Annotated in this window: 34 protein-coding genes and 1 other RNA gene; 16 read left to right on the top strand and 19 right to left on the bottom strand. The window is 56.0% G+C overall.

All coding sequences use genetic code 11. From position 1 onward, the window contains the following. Window positions 1–174 precede the first annotated feature (174 nt). The 13 genes from HMPREF9166_RS12350 to HMPREF9166_RS08830 all read right to left on the bottom strand — a co-directional run bounded on the left by HMPREF9166_RS12350 (window position 175) and on the right by HMPREF9166_RS08830 (window position 5,072). Window positions 175–342, bottom strand: coding sequence for a hypothetical protein (locus HMPREF9166_RS12350; RefSeq protein ID WP_009753678.1), 168 nt, complete (start codon window positions 340–342; stop codon window positions 175–177). A gap of 37 nt (window positions 343–379) precedes the next feature. Further along, window positions 380–739 (bottom strand): hypothetical protein, encoded by a 360-nt coding sequence (locus tag HMPREF9166_RS08880; protein WP_009753677.1) that lies wholly within the window; start codon window positions 737–739, stop codon window positions 380–382. A 169-nt stretch (window positions 740–908) separates the two neighbouring features. Then, the gene (locus HMPREF9166_RS12745) at window positions 909–1,070 is read right to left on the bottom strand and encodes a hypothetical protein (RefSeq protein WP_009753675.1); all 162 of its coding nucleotides are present in this window, start codon (window positions 1,068–1,070) and stop codon (window positions 909–911) included. A gap of 13 nt (window positions 1,071–1,083) precedes the next feature. Beyond that, window positions 1,084–1,383 (bottom strand): hypothetical protein, encoded by a 300-nt coding sequence (locus HMPREF9166_RS08875; RefSeq protein WP_009753674.1) that lies wholly within the window; start codon window positions 1,381–1,383, stop codon window positions 1,084–1,086. Beyond that, window positions 1,380–1,910 (bottom strand): hypothetical protein, encoded by a 531-nt coding sequence (locus HMPREF9166_RS08870; RefSeq protein WP_009753673.1) that lies wholly within the window; start codon window positions 1,908–1,910, stop codon window positions 1,380–1,382. The genes HMPREF9166_RS08875 and HMPREF9166_RS08870 overlap by 4 nt, the downstream gene beginning before the upstream one ends. Continuing rightward, window positions 1,910–2,218: a LysM peptidoglycan-binding domain-containing protein gene (locus tag HMPREF9166_RS08865; protein WP_009753672.1), complete on the bottom strand. Its 309-nt coding sequence runs from the start codon at window positions 2,216–2,218 to the stop codon at window positions 1,910–1,912. Before HMPREF9166_RS08865 ends, HMPREF9166_RS08870 begins: the two co-directional genes overlap by 1 nt. Next, window positions 2,211–2,600, bottom strand: coding sequence for a hypothetical protein (locus HMPREF9166_RS08860; RefSeq protein ID WP_009753671.1), 390 nt, complete (start codon window positions 2,598–2,600; stop codon window positions 2,211–2,213). Before HMPREF9166_RS08860 ends, HMPREF9166_RS08865 begins: the two co-directional genes overlap by 8 nt. A 71-nt stretch (window positions 2,601–2,671) precedes the next feature. After that, window positions 2,672–2,735: hammerhead ribozyme type II (locus tag HMPREF9166_RS12175), an RNA gene on the bottom strand. A gap of 54 nt (window positions 2,736–2,789) precedes the next feature. Continuing rightward, the gene (locus HMPREF9166_RS08855) at window positions 2,790–3,002 is read right to left on the bottom strand and encodes a hypothetical protein (protein WP_009753670.1); all 213 of its coding nucleotides are present in this window, start codon (window positions 3,000–3,002) and stop codon (window positions 2,790–2,792) included. A gap of 276 nt (window positions 3,003–3,278) precedes the next feature. Next, window positions 3,279–3,497: a hypothetical protein gene (locus tag HMPREF9166_RS08845; protein WP_009753668.1), complete on the bottom strand. Its 219-nt coding sequence runs from the start codon at window positions 3,495–3,497 to the stop codon at window positions 3,279–3,281. Window positions 3,498–3,532: 35 nt separating this feature from the next. Next, entirely contained in the window at window positions 3,533–4,399 is an 867-nt protein-coding gene (locus tag HMPREF9166_RS08840) for a BRO family protein (protein ID WP_009753667.1), read from the bottom strand. A 13-nt stretch (window positions 4,400–4,412) separates the two neighbouring features. Beyond that, complete coding sequence (locus HMPREF9166_RS08835; RefSeq protein ID WP_009753666.1) at window positions 4,413–4,832, bottom strand: hypothetical protein; 420 nt, start codon at window positions 4,830–4,832, stop codon at window positions 4,413–4,415. A gap of 30 nt (window positions 4,833–4,862) precedes the next feature. Beyond that, complete coding sequence (locus HMPREF9166_RS08830) at window positions 4,863–5,072, bottom strand: hypothetical protein (protein ID WP_039981294.1); 210 nt, start codon at window positions 5,070–5,072, stop codon at window positions 4,863–4,865. 161 nt (window positions 5,073–5,233) lie between these two features. Here HMPREF9166_RS08830 and HMPREF9166_RS11735 point away from each other — a divergent pair, with 161 nt between their 5' ends. The 7 genes from HMPREF9166_RS11735 to HMPREF9166_RS08795 all read left to right on the top strand — a co-directional run bounded on the left by HMPREF9166_RS11735 (window position 5,234) and on the right by HMPREF9166_RS08795 (window position 10,476). Then, entirely contained in the window at window positions 5,234–5,620 is a 387-nt protein-coding gene (locus HMPREF9166_RS11735) for a helix-turn-helix domain-containing protein (protein ID WP_009753664.1), read from the top strand. Then, the gene (locus tag HMPREF9166_RS11730) at window positions 5,601–6,449 is read left to right on the top strand and encodes an ImmA/IrrE family metallo-endopeptidase (protein ID WP_009753663.1); all 849 of its coding nucleotides are present in this window, start codon (window positions 5,601–5,603) and stop codon (window positions 6,447–6,449) included. Before HMPREF9166_RS11735 ends, HMPREF9166_RS11730 begins: the two co-directional genes overlap by 20 nt. A 67-nt stretch (window positions 6,450–6,516) precedes the next feature. Next, complete coding sequence (locus HMPREF9166_RS08815) at window positions 6,517–6,768, top strand: type II toxin-antitoxin system RelE/ParE family toxin (RefSeq protein WP_009753662.1); 252 nt, start codon at window positions 6,517–6,519, stop codon at window positions 6,766–6,768. Then, window positions 6,765–6,965, top strand: a complete 201-nt coding sequence (locus tag HMPREF9166_RS08810; RefSeq protein WP_009753661.1) for a hypothetical protein — start codon at window positions 6,765–6,767, stop codon at window positions 6,963–6,965. The genes HMPREF9166_RS08815 and HMPREF9166_RS08810 overlap by 4 nt, the downstream gene beginning before the upstream one ends. A gap of 527 nt (window positions 6,966–7,492) precedes the next feature. Further along, complete coding sequence (gene xerC / locus HMPREF9166_RS08805) at window positions 7,493–8,659, top strand: tyrosine recombinase XerC (RefSeq protein WP_009753660.1); 1,167 nt, start codon at window positions 7,493–7,495, stop codon at window positions 8,657–8,659. A gap of 129 nt (window positions 8,660–8,788) precedes the next feature. Then, on the top strand, window positions 8,789–9,964 hold the full coding sequence (locus HMPREF9166_RS08800; protein ID WP_039981293.1) for an MFS transporter: 1,176 nt from the start codon (window positions 8,789–8,791) through the stop codon (window positions 9,962–9,964). Beyond that, window positions 9,961–10,476, top strand: a complete 516-nt coding sequence (locus HMPREF9166_RS08795; protein WP_009753658.1) for a methylated-DNA--[protein]-cysteine S-methyltransferase — start codon at window positions 9,961–9,963, stop codon at window positions 10,474–10,476. Before HMPREF9166_RS08800 ends, HMPREF9166_RS08795 begins: the two co-directional genes overlap by 4 nt. Here the strand turns inward: HMPREF9166_RS08795 and HMPREF9166_RS08790 are convergent. The 3 genes from HMPREF9166_RS08790 to HMPREF9166_RS08780 all read right to left on the bottom strand — a co-directional run bounded on the left by HMPREF9166_RS08790 (window position 10,448) and on the right by HMPREF9166_RS08780 (window position 11,755). After that, a complete protein-coding gene (locus tag HMPREF9166_RS08790; protein ID WP_039981291.1) occupies window positions 10,448–10,828 on the bottom strand; it encodes a putative toxin-antitoxin system toxin component, PIN family in 381 nt (126 codons plus the stop codon). The two genes, HMPREF9166_RS08795 and HMPREF9166_RS08790, sit on opposite strands and share 29 nt — an antisense overlap. Before the next feature lies 1 nt (window position 10,829). After that, window positions 10,830–11,111 carry an AbrB/MazE/SpoVT family DNA-binding domain-containing protein gene (locus tag HMPREF9166_RS08785; RefSeq protein ID WP_009753656.1) on the bottom strand — a complete coding sequence of 94 codons (282 nt, stop codon included), beginning with the start codon at window positions 11,109–11,111 and terminating at the stop codon, window positions 10,830–10,832. Between the two features lie 86 nt (window positions 11,112–11,197). Continuing rightward, window positions 11,198–11,755 (bottom strand): acyl-CoA thioesterase, encoded by a 558-nt coding sequence (locus tag HMPREF9166_RS08780; RefSeq protein ID WP_039981702.1) that lies wholly within the window; start codon window positions 11,753–11,755, stop codon window positions 11,198–11,200. Between the two features lie 181 nt (window positions 11,756–11,936). Here HMPREF9166_RS08780 and HMPREF9166_RS08775 point away from each other — a divergent pair, with 181 nt between their 5' ends. The 8 genes from HMPREF9166_RS08775 to sucD all read left to right on the top strand — a co-directional run bounded on the left by HMPREF9166_RS08775 (window position 11,937) and on the right by sucD (window position 20,068). Next, on the top strand, window positions 11,937–13,721 hold the full coding sequence (locus HMPREF9166_RS08775; protein ID WP_009753654.1) for a 1-deoxy-D-xylulose-5-phosphate synthase: 1,785 nt from the start codon (window positions 11,937–11,939) through the stop codon (window positions 13,719–13,721). A 186-nt stretch (window positions 13,722–13,907) separates the two neighbouring features. Further along, window positions 13,908–14,174 carry an HPr family phosphocarrier protein gene (locus HMPREF9166_RS08770; RefSeq protein WP_039981290.1) on the top strand — a complete coding sequence of 89 codons (267 nt, stop codon included), beginning with the start codon at window positions 13,908–13,910 and terminating at the stop codon, window positions 14,172–14,174. A 107-nt stretch (window positions 14,175–14,281) separates the two neighbouring features. Beyond that, window positions 14,282–16,015 (top strand): phosphoenolpyruvate--protein phosphotransferase, encoded by a 1,734-nt coding sequence (ptsP, locus tag HMPREF9166_RS08765; protein WP_006690567.1) that lies wholly within the window; start codon window positions 14,282–14,284, stop codon window positions 16,013–16,015. Window positions 16,016–16,055: 40 nt separating this feature from the next. After that, on the top strand, window positions 16,056–16,181 hold the full coding sequence (locus tag HMPREF9166_RS13135) for a secretion protein HlyD (RefSeq protein ID WP_071586095.1): 126 nt from the start codon (window positions 16,056–16,058) through the stop codon (window positions 16,179–16,181). A 236-nt stretch (window positions 16,182–16,417) separates the two neighbouring features. Further along, window positions 16,418–16,624: a ferredoxin gene (locus HMPREF9166_RS08760; protein ID WP_039981288.1), complete on the top strand. Its 207-nt coding sequence runs from the start codon at window positions 16,418–16,420 to the stop codon at window positions 16,622–16,624. 46 nt (window positions 16,625–16,670) lie between these two features. After that, window positions 16,671–17,744: an aldose epimerase family protein gene (locus HMPREF9166_RS08755; protein ID WP_009753651.1), complete on the top strand. Its 1,074-nt coding sequence runs from the start codon at window positions 16,671–16,673 to the stop codon at window positions 17,742–17,744. Window positions 17,745–17,953: 209 nt separating this feature from the next. After that, window positions 17,954–19,144, top strand: coding sequence for an ADP-forming succinate--CoA ligase subunit beta (gene sucC, locus HMPREF9166_RS08750; RefSeq protein WP_006690570.1), 1,191 nt, complete (start codon window positions 17,954–17,956; stop codon window positions 19,142–19,144). Window positions 19,145–19,162: 18 nt separating this feature from the next. Beyond that, a complete protein-coding gene (gene sucD, locus HMPREF9166_RS08745; protein WP_009753650.1) occupies window positions 19,163–20,068 on the top strand; it encodes a succinate--CoA ligase subunit alpha in 906 nt (301 codons plus the stop codon). 193 nt (window positions 20,069–20,261) lie between these two features. On the opposite strand, the gene HMPREF9166_RS08740 is transcribed toward sucD, so the two are convergent. Further along, window positions 20,262–21,077 carry a hypothetical protein gene (locus tag HMPREF9166_RS08740; protein WP_254655028.1) on the bottom strand — a complete coding sequence of 272 codons (816 nt, stop codon included), beginning with the start codon at window positions 21,075–21,077 and terminating at the stop codon, window positions 20,262–20,264. A 190-nt stretch (window positions 21,078–21,267) separates the two neighbouring features. Here HMPREF9166_RS08740 and HMPREF9166_RS08735 point away from each other — a divergent pair, with 190 nt between their 5' ends. After that, window positions 21,268–22,155, top strand: coding sequence for a fructose bisphosphate aldolase (locus HMPREF9166_RS08735; RefSeq protein ID WP_009753647.1), 888 nt, complete (start codon window positions 21,268–21,270; stop codon window positions 22,153–22,155). 132 nt (window positions 22,156–22,287) lie between these two features. Here the strand turns inward: HMPREF9166_RS08735 and rbsK are convergent, their stop codons facing one another. Continuing rightward, window positions 22,288–23,220: a ribokinase gene (gene rbsK / locus HMPREF9166_RS08730; RefSeq protein ID WP_009753646.1), complete on the bottom strand. Its 933-nt coding sequence runs from the start codon at window positions 23,218–23,220 to the stop codon at window positions 22,288–22,290. After that, complete coding sequence (locus tag HMPREF9166_RS08725; protein WP_009753645.1) at window positions 23,217–24,251, bottom strand: LacI family DNA-binding transcriptional regulator; 1,035 nt, start codon at window positions 24,249–24,251, stop codon at window positions 23,217–23,219. Before HMPREF9166_RS08725 ends, rbsK begins: the two co-directional genes overlap by 4 nt. Window positions 24,252–24,259 lie beyond the last annotated feature (8 nt).

The raw sequence follows: 24,259 nt of genomic DNA, 5'->3' as shown, positions 1-24,259 counted from the left end.
CAGAGCGAATCCATCGTGACGAGCGTATCGCCGTCGTCGATGTACGTCAGCTCGATGTGCGCCGCGCCCTTACTCCTCGTCATAATCTCCGAAACGGGCTTCAATCGCCCGCATGCTGTTTCAAGCTCTAGGAGAGCTTGCATGTGGAGAGGCAGTCGTTTTGGTACGCGCATGTTACTCCTCCTCCTCCTCTGCGTATGCCGAGAATCCGTGCTCCTCTGCATACGCGATGATCTCTTCGCGCTCCATTTTCTCAACAATGAGAGCGGCTTCGTCTTCACTCGTTGCAGTGACGCCGATCATTCCGTTGAGAGTGAAAAATACTTTGTAGGGCTTTCGCATTGCTATTCCTCCTATCCCGTGATATACTCACGGTAGTTCAGTTATCTCCTGCGCCCTGTGCGGTGACCGCCGCATCGGGCGCTTTTTCTTGTTCAATTCTCCACTGCTCCGGGATGTCTACCTGGAGACTGTAGCGGTCGTTTATCCCGCGCAGCCCCTTCATCTTGGCGACGATGTAGGCTTTCGCCTCTGCCGAGCTTGGAAACTTTACGGTTTCCTGTTCGAAGGTCAGCCCCACGGCGTACTCTTCGATTTTCACCGTATCCCCGCCGTCCCAATCGTAGGACATCTGAGATGCCCAGCTCTCACTATCGGTGAGAAGGCGGAGGCTTTTCGTCCCCTCCGTCACCTTTTCCTCATGCCCCTGAGCCCGATAGCTCGGAATCCACTTTTTCATTTCTGCTCCTCCTTATCCAGCTCCCGTACAAGGCCTTTCGCCAGTTTTCTTGCGCAGGAGCGGCAGATATTAAAAGTGACTGCAGCGGATCCGAGATTCATCACAAATTGCTTATGGATCTCTTTGCCGCATGCGAAGCAATTCCCACGGCTATACCTTGTTGTCACCCTCATTTTGCTTCCTCCTCCCATGCGTTCAGCTCGTGCATACGGGCGATTGCGTCGCTCTGCACGCCGTATACATGCAGATCAAGTTCGCCTGTGTTGATGCGACGAACGCGCCACATCGGCAGGATTCCGCCGACAATCTCGCGGCAGACTTCCCATTTCATTCTGTCTCCTCCTTCACGCGAACTCATACCAGACGAGCTCGGGAGCATTCTCCCATCTCTCCGGGTCGGGGCTGTCCGTCGTGCCCCACTTTCGGTGGAGCACCGCAACCCCGTCGTCCGTCTTGTAGACAACTTCGGCGGACTCTCTGTGGACAGCCCGTCCGCAGTTATTGCTGTCGCTGCCGACCCACATTTTGCCGATCTCGGCCGTCCGCAGATCAGCAAACGAAACTTCCACATCTTCTCCTACGCCGTTGTAGGAACTGCCCCACAGAACAAACGCGGGGGCTTCTCTTTTGACTTCCATTTTCATTTTTCTTCCTCCTTACCAATGTAAACCGTCCGACACTCCTTAATCCGAGCAAGTGCATTGCGCACCTCCTCAAGAGTGCAGTCGGGGGACATCCACCATGCGCGATGAAACCCTTGATAATTCACCGCTTCCGGGACAAAACCAAGAAATAGTTTTTCAGAACGGTACACGAAGTGAGGGGCGTAGTACAGAGTGTCTCTGTAACTACTCCGCGGAAGGAAGCAATACCGACCCTCAAATTCCTCGTAGGAAGGTGCTTCCCTCATCTCACTACGTTTTCGGAATCTGTACTCCCACAAAAGCGCGCGCCGCGCGTCACGCGGTTTCTTGATCGGGAACACTCTTGGTTTTCCGTCGGAGATGTCAACTCCTATAAATGCAGGGGCTGTCACCTCTCGACGATATTTTCTCTCCGACCGATGGAAGAGCGTCAGCTCCTTCCCGTCGTAGGAGACTTCCCATGTTAGGGAGTTCCCCAGACGTTTCCGGTCGAAGGGGGAAATCAGCTTTATCTTGTGCAAATACATTATTTCCCCTCCCCCTTGACCCAGTACGTCAGCGTCAGCTTGTCCCCGGGATATATCATCCCGTGCCGTTCGAGCAGCCAAGGATTATTTTCCTCGATGCCGCTCTTGTATTCGAGGATGTACCGGCGCGTGCCGGTATTCTTGGCGACGTACCTTTCTGCTATGCCCCAGAGCGTGTCGCCGGGGCGGACAACATAGACCTCCTCGACGAGGACAGCGTGTGTGTCCTCCTGCGTCGCCATGCCCGCGCAGAGGATCGCCGCTCCCGCGACGATGCCACCTGCAACGGCGGCTTTCCAGTTACGCATCTTTGACCTCCTTCTTCTCTTTGAGCTTCCCCGTGTACCGGGGCAGGCGGTGAATGTACTCCACCACCCATGAATACGGCACCTTGCGCACATCCGAGCCGCGTTCCAGCACATAGGCGAGCTCGCCTGTTTCAAACCGTTTCCCCACGGTTGCCGGAGAGCACCCAAGAATACGGGCGACCTCCCCGACGCTCAGTAGACGTTCTTCGGGAACGTCCGCAGGAGGAGGAGGCAGATAGATCAGTTCGGGAAGATGCTCAAGCACCTTGCCCGCAAGTTCCTCCATCTGCGCCGTGACCTTTTCCGCCGCGACGCGCTCCACCCCCGCCATGAGTGCGGCGACGAGTTCCCCCGCCGCCGCATCCGCCGCCTTGCGTGGCATCGTCTCACCTCCTCTTTTATATGGTTACGCACCGCCGGCTTACCTACCATGATTCGCCTCTTAACATTGTGCGTGACCTGCCTCATCGGTACGGGGCGGTCATTCCCCGTAGACGGGCTTGCGCCCGTTTCGGCTATACATCTACATATTGTGGAACACTTGATTTATTCAACTATATGTTGTAAAATATCAACATATAGCAAAGAATATGTTCCACACATCTTCTTTGCTCAACTGCATAGCGTCCCTCAGCTTCCGAACCTCCTCAACGGTGAATCCTGCACCGTCCCCCTGCATCTTCCGAGAGAACGTATCTCGCCCAACACCGATGATCTCTCCTGCCGTTTGATAGGTCAGGTCGCTGTATTTCAGCTTTGCTTTGAGCAGCTGCATATCTGCCATATTCCCCCCTATATCTCAACAGAAAGGATACTGTTAAAATGGTCTACCTTGTATCCTACGATCTGAATGCCCCTGGCAAAGATTATTCCCGCTTAATCAACGCCATAAAATCCTATAAAGGCTATTGCAAAGTCCTAAAGTCACAATGGATTATCTGGCACAACGGAGACGTTAATAGCGTCTATGGTCATCTGATCAACTTCATTGATAAGACTGATCGTTTGTTGATTTGCGAGTTTAATGCAAATCACAAGGGTTATCTTGATACAGAAACTGTCAACTGGTTGCAAAAGAACCTGTAATTACATCTCTTCTGTAGTCGCCTGTGAAAGAATCATCTGCCGGAATCTCGCCGATATAGCGCCCGTCCGGCAGATAGAAACGCCACATCAGCCGACATGGGCGCTCCTGCGTCCCCTCGCCCTGCACGAATGTAACGCGCAGGGCTTTTGTAATGCTCGCATTTTCGAGCCGATAGATTTTCTCAGATTCCATCTTCTCGCCTCCTCTCGCCGTTGTTGTGCTTCTCCTCAGCATCTTAGAACATACCCAATCCATAGCACGAGAACTGTATTTGCCGCCACTAGGAGCAGCTTTGTACGAAAACTACCGTCGTAGTGCTCAAAGGCAAGAAGAGCCGCAAGCACGGACACAACAGAATCGTTCCACCGAATCTGATACCCGCTGTGCCCGTTGCGCTCGTATGGCATCTCCTCACCGTAGCACTTGCCCTTGTTGGTGAGTCTCCACATACCGTTGAAACGCACCTGTAAGCCTGCGTTTTGGAGCAGTGCGTTCGCCTTGCGTGCGTTCACGCCGAGCCGCGCGCCGATCTGCGTTGCGTTGAGAAAACCCGTCTCATGCTCTGCTGGAGGGATGAGTTCCTTGACCTCCTCCATGTCCACGCCGTACGCCCGCTCAATCATGCTCGTTGCCTTGGCGAGCGCGATGCCGCTCTTCACGCCGAAGAGTTTTTGAAGCTCTGCAGCCGTGCTGTGAATGTCCCGTACCGCCGTCCCGACCATGCGCGTGCGGTACTTCGGATTCTTCTCAAGTTTCGGGACGGTGTAGCTGCCTGTCTTGCGGATTGCAGGGAGGACTTCATCGGCCAGTTTTGCCTGGAACAGTTGCGCTCGTTCGTTGTTCGCCTTGAATCCGAGACGATAGACCATGTTCTCGGGAAGGAAATCACCGGGTTTGATACCGTCCCCACTTGTGGGGATGAATCCAAATTCCTTGAGATAGCTGTTGACACGCTCCCAGCGCACTACCTCATTGCCACTTTTGGCAATCTGTGTAAATCCCCAGCCACGCGCCACGTCCTCAGCATTCAGCCAAGCGTTGCCGTCTTTGGCAATATAACCTCGTACATTGCCGATCGTCATGATGTTTGCCATACATTTACTCCTTTCATTCCCCCAACGCATACCACCACGGCTCATCGGGGGTTTGTTCCTCCTCTGCTTCCAGCGGGATGGAGCGGACGACCGTCTCTACCGCCGCCATGTCAACGTCGTACACCCCGTTCATCATTCGGATTGCCTCTGCAATGGCAACATCATCCGCGACACGAAAAATCCTTCGCAGGGACATTGCATCCCGTCGAATCTGCTCCGCGCACTCCGCGACCGTGCAAGGACAGTCAATCAGAGGTGCGTTTTTCATCGACATGGCATGGATGCGCTTCCTGACAGCCTCCACATTAACCTCTCGCTCGTCCAGTCTGCGAAGCCCTCTTTCGATGGCGGCATCCTTGTCACCGCCGAACTTGCAGAAGAACTCTGCATCACGGTGAATTTCATGCGCTGCACGTTCGACTGTGGCGTTCATTTTTCTCCTCTGTGTTGATTATAATTCAACCTAATTGGCAAAAAAAATCTTCTGCTGCTCAGCAAGGTTGCTGAGATTCAACAGTTCGTACAGTTTCGAGATTTCACTTGCCTTGAACTCCGTGATGTTATTGACCTTCTGATACAGTCCCATCTCAGAAATACCAAGGCTTTGTGCAACTTTTTTCTTCGTAAGTCCTGCGCGTTTCAGCGCAATCTCAAACTCTATAGTATCTGTCATCCTCACTCCTCCTTTGTTGAATATAAATCTACACTCGTATAATATCATTGCGTAGATTATATGTCAACATTTTTATTTGCAAAAATAAATAAATGTTGATTTTCAAGAAACGATATAGTACACTGAACATACACTATAGTTTATGTCTAGGTGGTGTTTATATGTTGGAGATATATAAAAGGATTCGCGCCCGAAGAGAAGAACTCGGCATATCACAAGAGGAACTAGCAAAACGCATGGGGTATAAGTCACGATCCTCGATCAACAAGATTGAAAAGGGGGAGAATGATATTCCACAATCTAAGATCGTCGCTTTTGCTCAGGCATTGAGAACAACGCCGGAGGCTCTTATGGGCTGGGAAACTTCCGATACCTCGCCGCAATCAAATACTCCCTCCGATCCAGCGAGTATCTTATTGGACGATGAAGAAATCCGCACGCTTGCGCGTAATGGTCTGGAAAACCTGCCACCCGAACAACAGGAAAAAAAGAAAGCGCAATTCAAAAAGATCATGAGCGTTGTATTCGATGAAGACGACGATGAGTAGGCTTCCCAAAGCCCCGCGCTGGAAACGCTCCATACAGGCTGCATACAATTTTCTCATTGAGAACGAGGAACGCACTCTTCCCCTTGACCTTCATAAAGCTCTGAAATCACATGGATACAGCCTAAAAACATATTCCCATATTGCCGAAAAAAGCGATGCATCACTCTTCGATGTCTGTGAATCCCTTGGTTCGAAAGATGGAACAGCAAAATACCGCGACCGACGCGATAAACACGTAATATGCTACAACGACACGATAAAGCCATGCGGGCGCATCCAATGGACGCTCGCACACGAGCTTGGACATATCGAATTGGGACATCTGAGGGACTTCCCCGAAACAGGAACAAAACGCCCTGCCCTTAAAAAATCAAGCTACAGAATCCTCGAAGCCGAAGCCAATGTGTTTGCCCGTGAGTTATTAGCCCCATCGACGGTATTTATCTACATCGCAGAAACATACAATGTTCGTGAGGCGTTATGCTTTTATACGGTTGCCCGATCAGTTTTTAGACTAAGCAAGGAGGCATCCTACTACATCGCCACAGACTTAGCCCGTAACTATAGTGTATATGCAAGGGGCGCACGTTATTTAGGCGGTATTCCTGTTGCCGAGATGTATGAGGACTACTTACGTGAGCACCATTTCAAATTGTTGTCGGATATGTATTTCTTTTCATCTTGGCTGGAGAGCTATCGGTATGAGTTTGAGCTGTTGTCCTATCTCGGATTGGGGAGACATCTAGAAAGAACCCATCCGGGGCTGCGCTCGATCAGTGATGTAATACTGGCGATCCTATCTAAACTCTCGCCGTCTAGTGATTGCTGAACGTCATGTGTGCCGCTAGGTGGAGGACATAAAACAACGCCATCGTAGGCGGTGGGAAGGTGAATATATGGACATAGAGTATGCCAAGGCCGCTGTGAAAGCCATTGGAGGTATGGACAAGCCAACAAAACAACGCCTCAAAAAAGCGATTGAGGGTTTGCCAAAAGGTGATGTAAAACCGCTCAAAGGAAGCGATTCAATGTATCGGCTTCGCGTCGGCGGTTGGCGCATTGTTTTCTCTTTTCCTGATACGAATACGATTCTGATTGAGAAAATCGCTCCACGCGGAGATGCCTACAAAGGAGGGTTATTGATATGACCGTAAAAGCACAGATTGTAGAAATGATGGACTTTGTTCCCGAGCGTGAACTCCCAATTATCTTGGAGGTGGTCAAACGTTTTATCCCAAGCGATATTGATGACCGCATGACAGAAGACGACTTGAATTCCCACCGACGCGCCATGGAGGAATATAGGAGCGGTGAAACCGTTTCTCATAGTGAGATTGACTGGTGAAGAGGCCGTAAAAAGACACTACTTGCATCCCATCGGGGGACTGTGCTATAATGTGCTTGGCAAACGAGATTAGCATTACGACACACGAAAAGCCCCCAAGGTGCGAACTTGGGGGCTTTTCTGTTCCCATCGTGCAGGCAGGGCTTAACGCCTAGGCTTGTTGCCTTTTTCTCATCCGTCAAGCCATTTGCAGAGATAGTGGCAGACTATCCCCGCCAGAACGGAGAGCAAAAACGAGATTAACATCCTTGACACACCTCCTTCCCGTGCCGGTATGGAGGAGGCAACGCATCCAGTATAACACAGTTCAGAGCATTCCGCTATACGGTCTAACCGCCTCGAATCCGACACGGTTAAACCAGTCGATTTCGACGGGGTTGGAAATGCAATTTGTTAACGCCGGCAAATTGCAAAATAAAAGCCGCCCGGCGCTACCAACACCGAGCGGCAGACATGACGCGAATCATGCCCTATTGCACCTAAATCCTACCATGATTCGCCTCCTATGACAAGGGAGGTATTTTTTTATGTCGAGCAAAATCAGAATCCGAAAGCGCGGAAAGACGTATTCCTACAGCTTTGATATCTCAAAGAATCCGCGCCGAATGAAAGAAAAAGGAGGTTTTGCTACAGAGGATGATGCATTTGATGCAGGCGTGAAAGCATACACCGACTGGAAAAACGGCAACATTGGTATCACCTCTGAGAAAGTCAAGCTGCGGGACTATCTCGCATCGTGGCTGGAGAATGTCGTGCGTCCGAATGTGAAGCGCACAACGTACCAAAATTACAAATCAGAAATCAATACGCATATTCTTCCCATAATTGGAGATGTCTATGTGCAGGAGCTGCGTCCGCGCGACGTGGATGCATGGCTTATGCAGCTGGCGCGTGCGGGGATGAGTCACGGAACAATTCAGCAGACAAAGACGGTGCTTTCCGTCGCTCTACGCTATGCGGTATACCCCGCCGAACTGATCTCTTCCAATCCCGTCACGGGAATTCCCATTCCGCGCAGTGCCCCGCGCAAGGTGATCGAACGCACCGTTATCACACCAGAGCAGTTCGCCGCAATACCAACAGATTCAAGATACTATGCCGTAATGAAGCTCATGTATCACACGGGAATGCGCATCGGCGAGGTGCTAGGCCTCACGTGGGATGATGTTGATCTGTCTACGGGTGAGATTCATGTCGTACGCCAACGGAATCAGCACAAGTATTTTGAGACGCCGAAAACAGAGACCAGCATCCGCTCGTTCTACACCGACCCAAATCTCATGGCCTTCCTGCAAGCACTCAAACGAGAACAGGCAAAAAATGAGATGCGCCGTGGCGAAGCATATCAGCTTGTCTACGAGGATGTGCAAAACGGCGGTGCGCTTGTTATGCTCCCGAAAAAGATTCACGCTCCTCATAATTACGTGCACCGCTCGCTGATCTGCATCAAGCCCGACGGTACAATCTATACGCATGAGGCGGTAAAAAACGCAGTGTCAAGGCTCGGACTGAACTCTCACAGCTTCCGCCATACACACGCGACGCGTCTCATCGAAGCAGGTGCGAAGCCTGTTGACGTTGCCGCACGTCTCGGGCACGCCGACGCAACAATCACGCAGAATCTTTACGCGCACGACACGGAGGAGATGAGGAAGGAGACGGCGCGCATCTTTGGCGGGCTTGTAGACAAATGATTGTCGTAGACAATTTGTAGACAAGCCGATGAGAGAAGTCGCTAACCCCTTATCTATAGTGGGTTTTCCCGTCCGCTTCTCATTATGTTCTATAATAGAACGCATCTCATTCGGCAGGGGGCATTTTGTGTGGCAACAACAAAGGTAAGGACCTATAACTATCTGATCTCGTGCGGGCATCTGTGCTCGGACATCAATCAGGGCGCGCTCGCGGCGGTGCTGCCGTTCCTGATCGCGGCCTATCACTACGACTATGCGACGGCGGCGACGCTCGTGCTGTTCTCAAATCTCGTTGGCTCGGTGGTGCAGCCGATCTTCGGGCAGCTCGCCGATCGACACAATCGCCCGTGGCTGATTCCGCTCGGGCTCCTCCTCGCCGGCGGCGGCATGGCACTCACGGGTGTGGTGACGACGTTCCCCGCTCTGTGCGCAGCAGTCGCGGTGAGCGGGACGGGCGCGGCGATGTTCCACCCGCAGGCGGCGCGGCTCGTGCATCACGCCTCGGCGGAGGGCGAGCGCGCGAAGAATATCAGCATCTTTTCTTTTGGCGGCAATCTCGGCTTTGCCCTCGGTCCTGTGGTCATGACCGCCGCCGTGACAACGTTCGGCCTCGTGGGAACGCTCGTCTTTCTCATCCCCGAGGTCATCATCTGCGCCGTCTTCCGCCATCATCTGCGTGGGCTCTACGAGCTGAACGCTGCACCGCAGGCGGCGGAGGAAAAGGCACGTCCGCAGGGCGTCAATCAGTGGAGCTCGTTCCTGCGTCTGACCGCCATTGTCTTCGGGCGTTCGATCATTTTTTTCGGCATCAATACCTTCCTCGCGCTGTACTGGATTCAGGCGCTCGGACAGACGGAGGCGATGGGCAACGCCGTGCTGAGCGTCTACTATGCAATCGGCGCGGCGTGCACGCTGCTCGGCGGGCGGCTCGCCGACCGCTATGGCTATCACCGCATGATCCGCATCGGAGCGGTGATTCTGCCGCCGTGCATCTTCCTCTTTACGCAGGTACACTCCCTCGTGCTCGCCGCCCTGCTCCTCCTACCGATTGCGGCGTCGCTCAGTCTCATCTACAGCCCGATGGTGGTGCTCGGTCAGCAGTACCTCCCGAACCGCGTGGGGCTCGCCTCAGGCGTGACGCTCGGACTCGCGGTCAGTGTCGGCGGCGTCTTTACGCCCGTGCTCGGCCATATCGCAGATGGACAGGGACTCACGACGGCACTCTTCACCGTCGCCGCCATCGCCCTCATCCCCGCTGTGTTCGCCTTCCTCCTGCCGCCTGTGAAAAGGGGCGCATCCGCATGACCTACACGACACGCTATTCCTCGCCGCTCGGCAAAATTATCCTCGTGAGCAACGGTACGGCACTGACGGAGCTGGACTTTGCAGAGGATGTCTCCGCCGCATCAGCGACGCGCACGCAAAAAGACCTCCCCGTGTTCGAGGAGGTCTCTCGTTGGCTCGATGTGTACTTTGCGGGGCGTGATCCCGGTGCTCTGCCGCCGCTCGCGCCGCACGGCACGGCATTTCAGCAGGCGGTATGGAAGATCCTGCGCAGGATTCCCTACGGCACGACGACGACATACGGCAGGATTGCCGCGCATATCGCCGCCGCACGCGGCGGGCGGATGTCGGCACAGGCCGTCGGCGGTGCGGTCGGGCGCAACCCGATCTCCATCCTCATTCCCTGTCACCGCGTGATCGGTGCAGATAGCAGCCTCACGGGCTATGCGGGCGGGCTCGACAAGAAGGAAGCACTGCTGCGGCTGGAGGGCGTACAGCTCCCTCCTACAGGTGTAGAAACTCTGCGGGGGTAAGGATGCGGGGCGTCGTCAAACCAGACGCCAAGAAGTCCTTATCCCCTGTCAACAGCACATCTGCCTTGGCAGCATAGGCAGCCCGAAGGATTGGTCGGTCTGCCGCATCACGAATCTGCTGTTCTGCCGGGATGATCTGTTCCGGCACGGCAACGAGTTCGATTGTCTCGTATGCAAGCTGCAAAAAGTGTTCCATGGCTGGTATCTTCTGCGGAAATTTCCGCGCAAAAATACGCTTCAATTCACTGACATTCTGATCGCAGAGGATCGCTGTATACGGATATGTGACGGCTTTTACATAGGCACGATACGGTGTCCCATGTCCAAGGATTGCAGAAATTAGGACATTCATATCAACCAGAATGCGCGCGATTCCCTCCGCGGCGTTCCTCTTCCACCAGTGCCATGACATCGTCCTCCGTCAGATCTGCTCCCACGCTGCCCATCTCGCGATGTATCGTCTGCATCGCATAGATGGCAGAGTTCACCAGCCGCACGGAGCCCTGCTCCACCACGAAGGTCACATGACTACCGTTTGTGACCCCAAGGATGTTGCGCACATCCTTGGGGATCGTCACTTGCCCCTTTGCCATGACCTTTGCATTGTCAATAAACGTATCCGATGAAACAGCCATTGCCACGGTGAACACCTCCTCAAAGTAGGAAAAGTAGGGATTCTTCCTTCATTATAGCAGAAAGCCCGCACCTCATCAATCAGGTCTTACTCCTCCTCCGCCTCTCTCTGTTCACGTGACGCCTTCGCCTGCTGAGCAATCGCGTCACAGACACAGCCGCCCGTGGGAATAGGGACGCCGCGCTTGCGCGCCTTGTGCGCCTCGTAGCGGCGTTTGCCCTCCTCGAAGGCGGCACGCGCCTCCTCGGTCTTGAGCTCGAGCGGCGGCACGGCCTTCGGGCGTGCATTGCGGTCGAGCGCAACCATGGTAAAGTACGCCGAGAGTCCGAGCTGCGGATCGCTGCCCTCGTCAAGATCCTCGACGATGACGTTGACGGAGATCTCCATCGAGCTGTGTCCGACGTAGACGATATCTGCCGTCACGACGACGAGGTCGCCGATGCGGATCGGCAGGTGAAACTCGAGCTCATCGACACGTGCCGTGACGACGTTCGAGCGCGCATAGCGCCGCGCCGCCGCGTATGCTGCCGAGTCCATCAGCTTCATGATCTCACCGCCGTGGACATTCCCGTTCGGGTTGGCCTGACTCGGCATCATGACCTCGCTGATGACGATGCGGCTGTCCTTCATTTTGCATTCACTCATATTCTGTTCCATCCCTTCCATAAATTACGTAAACGATGACGATTCTACCACACTTTACTGAAAAAAACCGTCGCATTGGAAACAAAAGATGCCCGGCAAAAATCCTCCTTGACACCTGCGGCTCCATCGGTGGTATAATCGCCATAGGAATGGATTGGAATACAGGAAAAGGGGGATTTCTTTGTATCTGGAAAAAATCACGTCGCCTGCCGACATCAAGGGGTATACGGCAGAGCAGCGCAGGGCGCTCGCACAGGAGATGCGCGAGGCACTCCTAAAGCGCGCGAGCATTCACGGCGGGCACTTCGGCCCCGACTTTGGCGCAGTCGAGGCGATCATCGCCCTGCACACGGTGTTCGACTCGCCGACGGACAAGATCGTCTACGACGTGTCGCATCAGTCCTACCCGCACAAGATGCTGACGGGGCGCGTCGAGGCGTATCTCGTGGAAAAGGAGTACAACGAGGTATCGGGCTATACGAATCCCGAAGAGAGCCCGCACGACTTCTTCAACGTCGGACATACGTCCACCTCGATCAGCCTCGCGACGGGTCTCGCCAAGGCGCGTGACCTCGCGGGACGCCACGAGAACATCATCGCCTTCATCGGCGACGGCTCGATGTCGGGCGGTGAGGCACTCGAGGGGCTGAACGTCGCGGGCGAGATGCAGACGAACTTCATCATCGTCTTTAACGACAATGATCAGTCCATCGCCGAGAACCACGGCGGCATGTATAAGGAATTCCGCCGCCTGCGCGAGACGAACGGCATGGCGGAGAATAACCTCTTTCGCGCGATGGGCCTCGACTACCGCTACGTCGCCGACGGCAACGACTGCGAGGCACTGATTGATGCGTTCCGTGCGGTAAAGGACAGCCAAACGCCCGTCGTCGTCCACATCCATACGCAGAAGGGCAAGGGCTACAAATTCGCCGAGGAAGACCATGAGACGTGGCACTACCGTATGCCTTTTGACATTGAGACGGGCGCACTGAAGCAGCCGTACACCGATCCCTTCCTCGCGGCGACGGTGGACTTCGTCAAGGCAGAGGCACAGAGGAATCCGAACTTTGTCTTCCTCGCGGCGGGCACGATGGGCGGCATTGGGCTCACGCCCGCCGACCGCGCGGCGCTCGGCACGCAGTACGTCGACGTGGGCATCGCAGAGGAGCAGGCCGTCGCGATGGCATCGGGGCTCGCGCGCGGCGGCGCGCGCCCCATCTTCGGTACGTACAGCACGTTCTTCCAGCGCGTCTACGATCAGATGGCGCAGGATGTCGCGGTCAACAACAACCCCGCCGTTTTCCTCACCGTCGGAGCATCCATGTACTACATGAACGACGTGACGCATCTCGGCTTCTTCGACATCCCGCTCTTTGCGAATATCCCGAACCTCGTCTTTCTCGCGCCCGCAGGTATCGAGGAGTATCTCGCGGTGCTGCGCTGGGCGCTCGCGCAGACGGCGCATCCTGTCATGATCCGCGTGCCCGTCATGGGCTATGAGACGTCGCCCTACCCCGTGCGCACGGACTACAGCGCACTCAATCGCTATCAGGTCGTCACGGAGGGCGCGGAGGTCGCCATCATCGGTACCGGCAACTTCGCACAGATGGCGAGTGACGCGGCCGCCGAGCTCGCGAAGGACGGCGTGCACACGACGGTCATCAACCCGATCTTCCTCTCGGGGCTCGATACGGAGCTGCTCGACAGGCTGAAGGCGAAACACCGCCTCATCCTCACCCTCGAGGACGGCACGCTCGAGGGCGGCTTCGGGCAGAAGATCGCCGCATACTACGGCATGGACGAGCACATCCGCGTGCGCTGCTACGGGCTCTCGAAGGAATTCCACGACCGCTACAATCCCGAGGAACTGGCGCGGGAGCATCATCTCACCGCCGAGCAGATCGTGGCGGATACACTGCGCACGCTGAAGAAAAAAATGAGTGCCGCTCAGACGAACCATTGACAGCAGTCAGCAGGCTTCACCGGATCAATCATCCGCCAAAATTATCCCGCGCTCACAGCGGTGAGAGTTATTGAAAAGCCCCTTCATTTATAGTATAATATCTATATTATTGGTTCACGTGTGCCCCCACATCGGTGCGGCACAGGGGATATGGTCATCTATCTATTCGGATGGGAGAGGTTTTATATGACGCAGGAGACAGTAACCATCGAGAACAAGACGGGCATTCACGCGCGTCCCGCATCGGTTTTCGTTCAGACGGCGACGAAGTTCAAGTCCAAGATCCAGATCGAGGCAAAGGGCAAGAAGGTCGATGCCAAGAGCATTCTCATGCTGATGAGCATGGGGCTCGTGCAGGGCACGCAGATGAATATCATTGCCGAGGGTGAGGATGAGGCAGATGCCGTGAAGGCTCTTGCCGATCTCGTCAACTCGAAGTTCGGCGAGGAGTAAAATCATACGGAGGACGCCCGAGGGTACATATTCCTCGCGGCGTTTTTTCATCAGTCACCACAGAAAAATTTTCACTGTGCAGATTCCCATGGGGAAAGGGGATTGTTATGGCAGAAACCATCCGTGGAAAAGGCGTCATCTCCGGCATCGCTGTCGGACAGGTCCTGCTCGCTGGGCAAAACCTTGACGGCTACCTTGCCGCCTATAAACCAGGTACGGTGGACGAGGAGCAGGCAAAGGCGAATGAGGCAATCTCCGCCGTCACTGAGGTGCTGCTCTCAACCATCGACCGTCTGCGCAAAGAGGAGCAGACGGAGCAGGCCGCCATTCTCGAGGCGCACCGCATGATGGTGCAGGACCCCATGATGGCGGAGAACATCGCCGCCAAGATCGCGGCGACGGGCAGCGCACCGCAGGGCATCCTCGACGCGGCGAACGAGCAGGCACAGCTCTTTGAGCAGATGGAGGACGAGTACTTCGCCGCGCGCGCGGTCGATCTGCGCGACGTGGGCAAGCGCATCGCGAAATACGTCCTCGGCGTCAAGGAGCCGGAGATCGGCTCCAGTCAGGTCATCCTCGTCGGCGAGGAGATCGAGCCGTCCGTCGTCGCAGGCATGCCCACCGAGCAGATCGCGGGCGTCATCCTCGGCTCGGGCAGCGCGACGAGCCACGTCGTCATCATCGCAAAAGCACGCGCCATCCCGACCGTCCTCGGCATCGGCGACAAGATCGACCTCATCCATGACGGCGACGAGGTCATCCTCGACGGCAGCCGCGGCGACATCGTCATCCGCCCGACGGAGGAGGAGCGCTCCCTCTACGAGACGAAGATCGAGGAGCAGAAAAAACTTGCGGCGCACTACGCCGCGCTCAAGGATCTCCCCGCCGTCACAAAGGACGGCGTGCGCGTCGAGCTGACGGCAAACATCGGCACGCACATGGACGTGGACAACGCACTGACCTACGGTGCGGAGGGCGTCGGGCTGTTCCGCTCCGAGTTCATCTTCATGGGCTCGACAACGATCCCGACGGAGGAGGATCAGTTCAAGGCATACCGCGCTGCGGTCGAGAAATGCGGCGGCAACATCTGCGTCATACGCACGATGGACATCGGCGGCGACAAGCCCCTGCCCTATCTCAACATCGACCCGGAGGAGAACCCATTCCTCGGCTATCGCGCCCTGCGCATCAGCCTCGATCGGCACGACCTCTTCCTCCCGCAGATCAAGGCGATCCTGCGCGCCGGCCTCTACGGCAAGGCGGCGATGATGGTGCCGATGGTCATCAGCGTCAGCGAGATCCAGCGCGTGCAGAAGCTCGTCGAGCAGGCCAAGGTTGAGCTCGCCCACGAGGGCAAGGAGTACTCCGACGACGTACAGGTCGGCATCATGGTCGAGACCCCTGCCGCCGCTGTCGTCTCCTCACTCCTCGCACCGTACGTGGACTTCTTCAGCATCGGAACGAATGATCTCATTCAGTACACCCTCGCGGTCGACCGCGGCAACGCGCAGATCGCCCATCTCTACAACCCGTTCAATCCCGCCGTCCTGCGTCTCATCAAGCGCACAATCGAGAGTGCGCGCGAAGCGGGCATCTGGGTGGGCATGTGCGGCGAGATGGCAAGCGACCCGTACGCCGCCGTCCTCCTCCTCGGCATGGGCATCTCGGAGCTCTCCATGAGCGCGCCGTCCATTCCGCGCGTCAAGGAGATGATCCGCTCCGTCACCATGGAACAGGCAAAGCAGCTCCTCGACGATGTGATGAAGATGGAGCACGGCGTCGATATCCGCGCCTACATGCACAAGACGCTCGAGGCATCGGACGCCAGCGCGAAAATCTAAGGGAATCACTGATAAAATAAAGTCCGTCAGATTGGCGTAGATTTTTCGTCCGATTGAGGAGGCAAACCGGACGCATAGCCAAAGCTATGTGGAGGATTTGCCGACAAAAAGCGGGCAAAAAAGATGCGCTAAGATGGCGGTGCTGAATTTATCAGTGCTTCCCTAAGGAATCGCTGATCCGTGATTCTCTGAAAATCTATGCAGACTAGGGGCTGTTGACGAAGTGACAAACTTCGTATCACAGCCCCTGTTTTGTGCCCCTTCCACCGCTCTCGCGGTCCCCCTTCCCCGTGATAGCGGGAAGGCTTTGGATAACGGCATAGCAGCTTCCCCCGCTTGCGGGGGAAGTGGCGAACGCAGTGAGCCGATGGGGGCAGCCCCATTTTCCATGTGGAGGACATAATGACCCTATCCATCGACAGCACCGCCTGTGTCTCCTGCGGCATGTGCGCGGAGCGGCTGCCCGACCTCTTCGTGATCGATCGCACGCTGCGCTGCGCCCGCCTCCTGCGTCAGCCCGCCCTGATGGAGGAGGACGATGCCCTCGAGGCGGCGGAGGACTGCCCGACGGGGGCGATAGTTTTTTGTACGAAAGCCGTCTCTTTGTGATAAAATAAGAATATCATTTTGTGTCAGGGACAAAGGGGGATATATCATGACAGAGGTAACGAAATCACCGTTCGGCACGATGCCGGATGGGCGCGCGATCGAGCTCTATACACTGCGGAACGCACGCGGGACAACCGTCGCCGTCACGACCTATGGGGCGCGGCTCGTCTCGTTTACACGCGAGGTGAACGGCACACCGATCGACATCGTACTCGGCTATCGGAGCGGCGCGGACTACCTGCGCGACACAACGTCGATGGGCGGCGTCGTCGGACGACACGCCAACCGCATCGCGGACGGGCGCGTCACGATCGGCGGGCATACCTACCAGCTCGAGCAGAACTCGGGCTCGCACAAGCAGAACCACATTCACGGCGGAACGCACGGCCTGCACTACCATCTCTGGGCGGCAGAGCCCGTCGCGGACGGCGTGGCGCTCACAGCGATCAGCCCCGAGGGAGAGGGCGGCTACCCCGGCAACCTCGAGGCGACTGTGACCTACCGCCTCACCGACGACGACGCGCTCATCCTCTCCTACCGCGCCGTGAGCGACGCAGACACCGTCTGCAACCTCACGAACCATGCCTACTTTAACCTCGACGGCACAGCCGCCCCCTCCGTCATGGAGCACACGGCGGAAATCTTCGCCGATGAATTTACATGGGCGGACGCCGAGTCCCTGCCCGACGGGCGCATCCTCCCCGTCGCGGACACGCCGATGGACTTCCGTGCGCCACATCGCATCGGCGAGCGCATCGACGCGGACTACGACGAGCTCCGCATGGCCGGCGGCTACGACCACAACTGGGTCCTGCGCGGCGATCCCGCCCCCGCGCCCTATGCCCATCTCAAAAAGGCAGCGCGCGTCACGAGCGCGCAGACAGGGCTCGCCCTCGACTGCTGGACGAGCCAGCCGGGGCTGCAGTTCTACACGGCAAACGCCCTCGGCAAGTCGCCCCTCGTCGGCAAGGGCGGTGCCCCCTACACACGGCGCAGTGCGTTCTGCCTTGAGACACAGTTCTTCCCGAACGCATTCGCGCATCCGCATTTCCCACAGCCCATCCTGCGTGAGGGCGAGGTCTGGACGGCGGAAACCGTCTACCGCCTGAGTGAGCTCTGAGCGGGCGTATTTCATCGTGAGACTGCTGCGCACCTTCTGCGCAGCAGCTTTTTGTACCTGCATAGTCCCTCATCCATAGAGATTCTTTATGTTGTGCGAGGTTTTTTCAATCGTTCATTTATACAAAATTGCTAGACTTTTCCTGGGCCGCGCGGTAAGATAGGAACAAGAGTTGTGCTTCAGTCACAAAAGCTAAGGGAGGATTGTAAATGAACATTCACGAGTACCAATCCAAGCAGGTTCTGCGCGAATTCGGCGTCAATGTCCCGAACGGACTGCCGGCGTTTACCGTCGATGAGGCGGTCGCGAACGCGGAGAAGCTCAGTACCCCCGTCATCGTCGTCAAGGCGCAGATCCACGCAGGCGGACGCGGCAAGGCAGGCGGCGTCAAGATCGCGAAGAACAAGGACGAGGTCCGCGCCTACGCGCAGGAGCTCCTCGGCAAGACACTCGTCACCCACCAGACCGGCCCCGAGGGCAAGGTTGTGAACCGCCTCCTCATCGAAGAAGGCTCGAAGATCAAAAAGGAATACTACCTCTCCTTCGTCGTTGACCGCCAGACGGCGAGCATCGTCATGATGGGCTCTGAGGAAGGCGGCGTGGAGATCGAGAAGGTCGCCGCCGAGTCTCCCGAGAAGATCATCAAGGAGTATATCGACCCCGTCATCGGGCTTGCTCCATTCCAGGCGACGCGCATGGCGTACGCCATCAACATCCCCGGCCCCGCGGTCCGCAAGGCGGCGGCGCTCATGCAGGGACTCTATGCCGCATTCATCGGCAAGGACTGCTCGCAGGTCGAGATCAACCCGCTCGTCGTCACCGAGGACGACGATGTGATCGCACTCGACGCGAAGCTCAACTTTGACGACAGTGCTCTCTTCCGTCACCCCGACATCGCGGAGCTGCGCGATGAGACCGAGGAGGATCCGAAGGAGCGCGAGGCAGCGGCCGCAGGGCTCAACTACGTCAACCTTGGCGGCGATGTTGCGTGCATGGTCAACGGCGCAGGCCTCGCCATGGCGACCGTCGACATCATCAAGCACTATGGCGGCGAGCCTGCGAACTTCCTCGATGTCGGCGGCGACTCCGAGCCCGAGAAGATCGCCAAAGCATTCAGCATCATGCTTGAGGGCGGTCAGGCAAAGGGCATCTTCGTCAACATCTTCGGCGGCATCAACCGCTGTGACAACATCGCCAACGGCATCATCGAGGCGGCCAAGATCATCTCGAAGGACGGGAAATCCCTCCCGGTTCCCGTTGTCGTCCGCCTCGAGGGTACGAAGGTCGAGGAGGGACGCGAGATCCTCAAGAATACGCCGATCGGCAACGTCTTCCCCGCACCCACGATGGAGGGCGGCGCAGAGCAGATCGTGAAACTCGTCGCACAGGCGAAGGCGTGAGAGAGGGAGGTATACGATATGTCAGTCATGATCGATAAGGACACCAAAGTCATCGTCCAGGGCATTACGGGCAAAGCGGCCATGTTCCACACGCAGCAGATGCTCGCCTACGGCACAAAGATCGTCGCAGGCGTCACCCCCGGCAAGGCAGGCCAGGAGGTGCACGGCGTCCCCGTCTTCAACACCGTCGCCGACGCCGTCAAGGCAACGGGCGCAACGGCATCTGTCATCTACGTCCCCGCGCGCTTTGCGGCGGACTCCATCCTCGAGGCGGTTGACGCAGAGCTCGACCTCGTCGTCTGCATCACCGAGCACATCCCCGTGCTCGACATGGTGAAGGTACGCCGCTACATGCAGGGCAAAAAGACGCGCCTCGTCGGGCCGAACTGCCCCGGCCTCCTCACCTCTCAGCAGTCGAAGCTCGGCATCACGCCGGGCACCGTCAGCAAGCCCGGCCACGTCGGCCTCATCTCGCGCTCCGGCACCCTCACCTACGAGGCGGCGTTCCAGCTCACGAACGCGGGCATCGGCCAGACGACCACCGTCGGCATCGGCGGCGACCCCGTCAAGGGCACGGACTTCATCGACGCACTCCAGCTCTTTAAGGACGACCCCGACACCTACGCCGTCCTCATCATCGGCGAGATCGGCGGCACGGCCGAGGAGGACGCGGCGAAGTGGATCAAGGAGAACATGCCGAACAAGCCCGTCTCCGCCTTTATCGCAGGACGTCAGGCGCCTCCGGGCAAGCGCATGGGCCATGCCGGCGCCATCATCTCCGGCGGCAAGGGCACGGCAGCGGACAAAGTCGCAGCGCTCAACGCGGCAGGCATCCCCGTCGCGGATACCGTCGCCCACATCGGCGAGACCATGGTCAAGCTCCTCAAGGAGAAAGGTCTCTACGACAAGTGCCATACCTGCTAAAAGGCAATAAAAAGTAAAACACGGTCGGATGAAGAAATTTATCTTCGTCCGACCGCATTTTTATGTGTGAAACGCCTGATCAATATCCCGCCCGCCATAGATCACACGGAGCACTGTCACTACTGCACCTTCGGTATCCACGGTGTAGAACACCTCAAATCGGTAAACAATTGTTAAGGAACAATGCGTCACCTTACAGCTCCTCCGCACGCGCAATCCGCTGCAGGAAAGTCTCCGCGAGTTCTTTCGCGCGGTAAAACACCTCCACAGGCAGAACGAGCAGCACGTAGTCATCCGTACCAATGTCCATCCCCGCGAGCAGCGTATCCGTCCACTGCGCATTAATTTCTTTGCTCCACGCCGGGACGCCGTATTCCGCGCTGAGCGCTGCAGGAAGGCCGATCGTCCGTCCCGCTGTCAGCTCATACAGCGCGGCGAAAAATTCCTCCTTCGCAGTTTTTGTGTCCAGCATGACGGCCCGCCCGCAGGAGACCAGTTCCTCCGCAAGCTCATACCATGCGTCATTCCATGCATCGCTCTCCTCGGTGCACTTCGGCGGCTTCACCCGTCGGCAGAATGTCTGCGCATCATCGCCGAGCAGCAGCTCTGCCACTGCCGTGAACGCTTCCTTTTTCTCCGCACTGCCCGTCTCGTGCATGTCCACATACGCGTCGGCGGGCGGAAGTACCGCATGCTCCACGAAAGACCGCATCATCACAGCAGCATCATCACTGCTGAGATCGGTGAGCCCATACGTTTTTCCATCCATCACGAGCAGCAGATTCACCCGACCGCGCTGCCGCCCGTGCATTGCCTTCATACACGTACAGCCCTGTATCGCGTGCGGCGGATACAGCTCCACGTACATATTGACACCGTCCCGCATCGCCCCAAGCTGCTTTTCGATGGCGACAATGTGAAATCCAGTCCTATTGTATATGCTGCTTTTCAGCCGCCATGTCTCGTAGGTATGAAAGACTTTTTCCTGCATCCAATCATAAAGACTCATAGCGTATCTCCTTATTCCATACACACATCTGCTGAATACTCTATCATATTCACCGCATCGGCTCAATTCGCCGCTTGCTGTTTTTTGATAAAAAATATCATCTTCGTTGTGTTTCTGCTTTATCTGCGTTATAATACGATAAAGCAGAAGTTTCTGCTTGTGCAGCAAAACAAACAAGGAGGAATCTGTTATGAACCAGCAGCAGCTCACCCGCATGGAGCACGACAAGGGCTTTGTCGCCGCACTCGATCAGAGCGGCGGCTCGACGCCGAAGGCATTGAAAGCATACGGCATCGACGAGAGCGCCTACCACGGTGACGAGGAGATGTTTACGCGCGTTCACGAGATGCGCACGCGCATCATCAAGAGCCCCGCATTCGACAAGAGCAAAATCCTTGCCGCCATCCTCTTTGAGAACACAATGGACCGCAAGATCGACGGCCTCTACACCGCCGACTATCTCTGGGAGAAAAAGGGCATCATCCCCATCCTGAAGGTCGACAAGGGGCTTGCGCCCGAGGCGGACGGCGTCCAACTCATGAAGCCCATCCCTGACCTCAGCACACTCCTTGACCGCGCGAACGCACGCCACATTTTCGGTACGAAGATGCGCTCTGTCATCAAGGAGGCAAACCCTGACGGCATCCGTGCCATCATCGACCAACAGTTTGCGTTTGGCAAGGAGATCATCGCAAAGGGCCTCGTCCCCATCCTCGAGCCAGAGGTCGACATCCACTGCCCCGACAAGGCGATGGCAGAGGAGATCATGTGCGGCGTCATCAAGGAGAACCTCGCCAAGCTCCCTGCCGATGCAAAACTCATGTTCAAGTTCACCATCCCCAGTGTCGATAATCTCTACGCCGAGATTATGAAGAACCCGCATGTCGTTCGCGTCGTCGCCCTCAGCGGAGGCTACTCCCAGAGCGAGGCGAACGAGAAACTCGCACGCAACCACGGCCTCATCGCCAGCTTCTCCCGCGCCCTCGCGCAGGATCTGCGCGCGAGCCAGAGCGACGCGGAGTTTGACGCCGTGCTGGAAAAGGCCGTCGACAGCATTTACAAGGCGTCCATTACCTGATGCACGTTTGTCCGTACTGTCCTTCTCCCTATATTCTCACGACACCATCCCCCACCGCATTCCGGCGGGGGATGGTGTCGTCCCTTTCGACAACCATAAAAGCGCAAGGAATCTTTTCCCTGCGCTTCAATCCTAATTTTTGAGAGACTCCGTACCGCCTCCCGTGATAAATCGCTCCACATCTCCGCGGGTTGGATATGATGACTGCGCACCTCGCTTCTGTACCCCCAATGCAGCAAACGCATTCGCCCACCGAAGTGCATCTCTGACATTTTTCTCTTGTTCATACATGGCAGCAAAGCATCCAATAAAGGAATCTCCCGCACCGGTCGTATCCACTGCCTCTACCACAAATGCTGGAATCAATTCAGCTCCACCTGCATGCAGCCAAAGAACGCCCTTTGAACCGAGTGTTACAATAACATTTTTCATCCCCTGTGCAAGCAGAATTGCTCCCGCCTCCTGGATGGCATCCATCGTGTCGACCACATGGTTCGTGAGAATCTCCAACTCCGTCTCATTCGGCATGAAAAAATCACAGCAAGAGATACGTGCCATATCCAGTTCCGTGCTGGCAGGCGCCGGATTAAGCAAAATAGGTACACCATGCTCCCGCCCAAAGGAAACAGCATGATAAACGACATCGTAGTTGACTTCTAACTGCAGAATAATCATCGAACACTTCCGCAAATCCTCTGCTGCACGCTCAATATCTTGAACATTGAGCAGGGCATTCGCCCCCTTATGGATCAGAATGCGATTTTGTGCCGTATCATCCACCCAGATGCTGGCGGTTCCATTGGGAGCATCAACGTGCTTTATGTAATCTCCTCGGATTCCCTCTGCACGCAGATGTACATCGATATCCTGTCCGAAAACATCTGTGCCGACAGCAGTCAGCATCAGAATATCCGCTCCCATGCGTGCAGCAGCCACAGCTTGGTTGGCACCTTTCCCGCCATACGCGATCGAAAAATCCTTCATTGCAAGCGTCTCGCCCGGCTCTGGCATTCGCTGTGCATAGGAGATTAAATCCATGTTGTTGGAACCAATCACGGCAATCATTCCGGCTTTCCTCCCGCTTCTCTAAGTTTTTGTGTGCTTTTTCGAATCTCGATGGTGGGATCAAGAATCACGCGCCGAGGTTTTGTGTGACGAGAAATCTCCTGCAGGATGAGATCCCCTGCTTTATTTCCCATGGTATATGCCGGCTGACGGATAGAGGTCAGCGGAACGGCGATAATCTGTGAGAAAAAGATATCGTCAAACCCCATAACGGAGATATCATCCGGAACTTCAACTCCCTGATCCTTCAAGGCATTGATCGCACCGTATGCCATCATGTCATTCAAACAGAGAATCGCAGTGGGAGCCTTTGGGAGAAGAACAGGTATGGAGGCATAACCGCTACGGTAACGAAAATCCCCTTCAACAATCAGCGCCGGGTCATAGGAAACCCCATGCTGTTCCAGCGCTGTCGTGTAGCCGCGCAAGCGATCGTCATTCGTCTTGAGCCCCAACGGACCACAAATACATGCAATACGATGATGTCCCAGTGAGAGCAAGTATTCCACGGCCATATAAGAAGCTTTGTAGTTGTCGATCGAAACAGTGCTGAACCCGCCAGGTTCGTTAAAGCAATCGATGAGAACGACCGGCCGATTCATCTTTCTGAGTGCCGAGAGCGTCTGTCTCTCTTTCTCCCCCAAGGTTTCCGATGACATGATCATAACCAAACCATCAACCATCTGAGTATTCATCATATTGACGGAGGACAGTTCCAAACGGTGCTTGTCATTGGAGTTGCCGAGCATCAGGTTGTACTCATTTTCGTGGAGCTTGTCTTCAAGCCCCTTTACAATCTCCGAGAAGAATACATTCGTGATATCCGGAATAATGAGACCGATGATCTTCGTAATGTTTTTTACCAAACCGACGGCAAATTTATTCGGGTGATAGTCCATTTTCTTGGCTGTATCCTCGACCAGTTTGCATTTTTCCTCAGAAATACGGTGGGGTTTCCCATTAAGGACCAAAGAAACAGTGGTCGTCGAGAGCCCAGTCGCCTTCGCAACATCCTTCAGCGTTGTAGCCATCTTCCAAT

It is taken from the genome of Selenomonas sp. oral taxon 149 str. 67H29BP (genome assembly GCF_000146365.1).
In the GTDB taxonomy this organism is placed as follows: domain Bacteria; phylum Bacillota; class Negativicutes; order Selenomonadales; family Selenomonadaceae; genus Centipeda; species Centipeda felix.
The sequence above is the reverse complement of the archived record's forward strand: the minus strand, read 5'-3'. Positions and strand labels throughout refer to the sequence as shown.

Bases quoted from the DNA above. Each gene is read 5' to 3' on its own strand.
- HMPREF9166_RS12350 (WP_009753678.1), bottom strand. From the start codon at position 342: ATGCGAAAGCCCTACAAAGTATTTTTCACTCTCAACGGAATGATCGGC.
- HMPREF9166_RS08880 (WP_009753677.1), bottom strand. From the start codon at position 739: ATGAAAAAGTGGATTCCGAGCTATCGGGCTCAGGGGCATGAGGAAAAG.
- HMPREF9166_RS12745 (WP_009753675.1), bottom strand. From the start codon at position 1,070: ATGAAATGGGAAGTCTGCCGCGAGATTGTCGGCGGAATCCTGCCGATG.
- HMPREF9166_RS08875 (WP_009753674.1), bottom strand. From the start codon at position 1,383: ATGAAAATGGAAGTCAAAAGAGAAGCCCCCGCGTTTGTTCTGTGGGGC.
- HMPREF9166_RS08870 (WP_009753673.1), bottom strand. From the start codon at position 1,910: ATGTATTTGCACAAGATAAAGCTGATTTCCCCCTTCGACCGGAAACGT.
- HMPREF9166_RS08865 (WP_009753672.1), bottom strand. From the start codon at position 2,218: ATGCGTAACTGGAAAGCCGCCGTTGCAGGTGGCATCGTCGCGGGAGCG.
- HMPREF9166_RS08860 (WP_009753671.1), bottom strand. From the start codon at position 2,600: ATGCCACGCAAGGCGGCGGATGCGGCGGCGGGGGAACTCGTCGCCGCA.
- HMPREF9166_RS08855 (WP_009753670.1), bottom strand. From the start codon at position 3,002: ATGGCAGATATGCAGCTGCTCAAAGCAAAGCTGAAATACAGCGACCTG.
- HMPREF9166_RS08845 (WP_009753668.1), bottom strand. From the start codon at position 3,497: ATGGAATCTGAGAAAATCTATCGGCTCGAAAATGCGAGCATTACAAAA.
- HMPREF9166_RS08840 (WP_009753667.1), bottom strand. From the start codon at position 4,399: ATGGCAAACATCATGACGATCGGCAATGTACGAGGTTATATTGCCAAA.
- HMPREF9166_RS08835 (WP_009753666.1), bottom strand. From the start codon at position 4,832: ATGAACGCCACAGTCGAACGTGCAGCGCATGAAATTCACCGTGATGCA.
- HMPREF9166_RS08830 (WP_039981294.1), bottom strand. From the start codon at position 5,072: ATGACAGATACTATAGAGTTTGAGATTGCGCTGAAACGCGCAGGACTT.
- HMPREF9166_RS11735 (WP_009753664.1), top strand. From the start codon at position 5,234: ATGTTGGAGATATATAAAAGGATTCGCGCCCGAAGAGAAGAACTCGGC.
- HMPREF9166_RS11730 (WP_009753663.1), top strand. From the start codon at position 5,601: ATGAAGACGACGATGAGTAGGCTTCCCAAAGCCCCGCGCTGGAAACGC.
- HMPREF9166_RS08815 (WP_009753662.1), top strand. From the start codon at position 6,517: ATGGACATAGAGTATGCCAAGGCCGCTGTGAAAGCCATTGGAGGTATG.
- HMPREF9166_RS08810 (WP_009753661.1), top strand. From the start codon at position 6,765: ATGACCGTAAAAGCACAGATTGTAGAAATGATGGACTTTGTTCCCGAG.
- xerC (WP_009753660.1), top strand. From the start codon at position 7,493: ATGTCGAGCAAAATCAGAATCCGAAAGCGCGGAAAGACGTATTCCTAC.
- HMPREF9166_RS08795 (WP_009753658.1), top strand. From the start codon at position 9,961: ATGACCTACACGACACGCTATTCCTCGCCGCTCGGCAAAATTATCCTC.
- HMPREF9166_RS08790 (WP_039981291.1), bottom strand. From the start codon at position 10,828: ATGAATGTCCTAATTTCTGCAATCCTTGGACATGGGACACCGTATCGT.
- HMPREF9166_RS08785 (WP_009753656.1), bottom strand. From the start codon at position 11,111: ATGGCTGTTTCATCGGATACGTTTATTGACAATGCAAAGGTCATGGCA.
- HMPREF9166_RS08780 (WP_039981702.1), bottom strand. From the start codon at position 11,755: ATGAGTGAATGCAAAATGAAGGACAGCCGCATCGTCATCAGCGAGGTC.
- HMPREF9166_RS08770 (WP_039981290.1), top strand. From the start codon at position 13,908: ATGACGCAGGAGACAGTAACCATCGAGAACAAGACGGGCATTCACGCG.
- ptsP (WP_006690567.1), top strand. From the start codon at position 14,282: ATGGCAGAAACCATCCGTGGAAAAGGCGTCATCTCCGGCATCGCTGTC.
- HMPREF9166_RS08760 (WP_039981288.1), top strand. From the start codon at position 16,418: ATGACCCTATCCATCGACAGCACCGCCTGTGTCTCCTGCGGCATGTGC.
- HMPREF9166_RS08755 (WP_009753651.1), top strand. From the start codon at position 16,671: ATGACAGAGGTAACGAAATCACCGTTCGGCACGATGCCGGATGGGCGC.
- sucC (WP_006690570.1), top strand. From the start codon at position 17,954: ATGAACATTCACGAGTACCAATCCAAGCAGGTTCTGCGCGAATTCGGC.
- sucD (WP_009753650.1), top strand. From the start codon at position 19,163: ATGTCAGTCATGATCGATAAGGACACCAAAGTCATCGTCCAGGGCATT.
- HMPREF9166_RS08740 (WP_254655028.1), bottom strand. From the start codon at position 21,077: ATGAGTCTTTATGATTGGATGCAGGAAAAAGTCTTTCATACCTACGAG.
- HMPREF9166_RS08735 (WP_009753647.1), top strand. From the start codon at position 21,268: ATGAACCAGCAGCAGCTCACCCGCATGGAGCACGACAAGGGCTTTGTC.
- rbsK (WP_009753646.1), bottom strand. From the start codon at position 23,220: ATGATTGCCGTGATTGGTTCCAACAACATGGATTTAATCTCCTATGCA.
- HMPREF9166_RS08725 (WP_009753645.1), bottom strand. From the start codon at position 24,251: ATGGCTACAACGCTGAAGGATGTTGCGAAGGCGACTGGGCTCTCGACG.